General features: G+C 55.4%; 1 protein-coding gene. It reads left to right on the forward strand.

Translation table 11 applies throughout. From position 1 onward, the window contains the following. Window positions 1-423: 423 nt before the first annotated feature. Complete coding sequence (locus tag EHS19_RS04180; RefSeq protein WP_241677073.1) at window positions 424-1,350, forward strand: hypothetical protein; 927 nt, start codon at window positions 424-426, stop codon at window positions 1,348-1,350. The last annotated feature ends 327 nt before the right edge of the window (window positions 1,351-1,677 follow it).

Below are 1,677 nucleotides of genomic sequence, written 5' to 3' on the forward strand. Positions count from 1 at the left end.
TTTTTCTCGAAGGAATCGGCCATTTCGAGAATACCTTGCGCTAAGTCCGTTCCCAGCGCATGTTTTTCTCGGGCTTGGGGTTTGTTTCGAGATTTTCTTGCGCTGGGGGCTGGCGGTTGCGCAAGGTTTTCTCGAACTTAAGGGTGATTTCGAGATTCTCTTGCGCTGCTCCGCGCGCAGCCCCGTGCTGGGTCTCGCTAGGTTACATGGGAGTGCAGCTTAGGCCTATTCCTTGACCTATTCCTTGACCTATTCCTTGACCTATTCCTTGGCACCGCACAGTGTTATCCACAGAGTTGTCCACACGTGTCCACATTTTTTGGAGAATTGCTGAGGTTCCGACCACATCACCCTGTTGAGCTTGCGTGCATTCACGCGGACATATACGGTCATCGCATGAGGAAACATGATCGAGTCTCCCGTTTGCTGGAGGAGGCAGAGCGCGAGCATCGATGCGCCATAGGCGGCATCAACGATTCACTGTATTATGCGCTGCGGCGTCGGGTGGACTCTTTGGAGCTTGTCTGCCCGTACCCCAACCTGTATGCGAGCAGTCAGTATTGGAATTCATTGACCTTGGACGAGCGTCAACATCACGTCGTGGGTGCTCTGATGCTGCGGCATCCGAAATGGACGTTCGCCGGACTCACTGCTGCGTGCATCTACGGATTCCAACATTCGTATTCGCTGCACGATGGTACGGTGCACATTGCGAGCACCGGTGCCGTTACTGGACGGGACCACAAACGATTGCATCGGATATATATGTCGGGAATCCCCCAATGGCAATGTCGGGGAATTCCGGTCACCTCCCCCGCGCGCACGCTTGTGGATTGCGCATCGTTGCCATTCTCTCATGCGCTCGCCATATATGATTCGGCGCTGCGAATGCGACGCGTGACCGATGGTGATATCCGCACGATAGCGTTGACATCAGGTTGCGATGAGGATCCTGTGCTGCGCTTGCTTCGATATGCCGATCCCGGATCTGAGAATGGGGGAGAGTCAGTGACGCGCGGTCGCATTATCGAGTGCGGATTCGCCGTGCCGTCGCTTCAGGTGGAATTCGACAATCCGAACAATCCTGACATGCGGTATCGTGTCGATTACTGTTGGCGGCTTTATGATGGACGCATTATTGCGGCGGAATATGATGGCATGGCCAAGTATGCCGATGTCTCGAATATGAATCGTGCCAGTCTTCAGGCGAAGCTTGATTACGAACGCCGCCGTGAACGTCATCTTAAAGAGCAGCATGTTTCTGTGGTCCATCTGTTCTATGAGGATGTAATGAATCCTGAACGTTTGACGGCCAAGCTGATGGATGCGGGAGTGCCCAAGATTCAGTGATTCGGTGAACCGCGGTTCCTGTGAGGCGAACCGTGAGACTGGGGCTGGTCGATATAGACCATGAGATTGTCGAGGGCCGAATGGGCTTGGCGCCTATCGGTTTGAAGTTCCTATGCCCGGTCCCGTTCCAGGGCGCAGTGCTGCCCGGTTCTCCGCGTTCAGCTTGCGGAGGCCTATGCTCGTTTCCCGTTCCGGGGCGTTCCGGGGCGAGGACTACCTGAGTGGGAGCCCGGGGAGTCCGGGATTCGCGTGGTCCTCTGCGCAAGTTTTTCTCGAAGGAATCGGCCATTTCGAGATTCTCTTGCGCTGAGCCCGCTCTCCGCGCAA

The sequence above is a fragment of the Bifidobacterium jacchi genome, assembly GCF_009078285.1.
Lineage (GTDB): Bacteria > Actinomycetota > Actinomycetes > Actinomycetales > Bifidobacteriaceae > Bifidobacterium > Bifidobacterium jacchi.